This is a genomic window from Microbacterium sp. GbtcB4 (assembly GCF_019091465.1).
Classification (GTDB): domain Bacteria; phylum Actinomycetota; class Actinomycetes; order Actinomycetales; family Microbacteriaceae; genus Microbacterium; species Microbacterium paraoxydans.
The window spans coordinates 1-238 of record NZ_JAGXJJ010000515.1; the positions used below are offsets into that span (position 1 = coordinate 1).

Here is a 238-nt window from a genome sequence, read left to right on the forward strand (position 1 = left end):
TTGGCCACCGCCTTGCCCTACGCCACCTGGTCCCCCGATGCCGCGTGCGACGGCAGCTACGGCCGCACCGAAGCCGACCTCCGCGCCGACCGCCCCGTGCCCGCGCCGCCCGGTTTCGCCGACCGCTGGCGGCGCTGGCGGCGCGGGGCCGCCGCGGGGGGCGCGGCCCCCGTCGGCCTCTCCCCCTCCCGGGGGCAAGGCCGTCGGGTGGCCGTCGTCGGGCATGCCGGCGGCGCCG

At 82.4% G+C, this 238-nt stretch carries 1 pseudogene; it reads left to right on the top strand.

Annotation, left to right across the window (positions count from 1 at the left end):
* Positions 1 to 12: 12 nt before the first annotated feature.
* Positions 13 to 238 (top strand): annotated as a pseudogene (locus KVS71_RS18665) (acetylesterase); the annotation flags it as partial.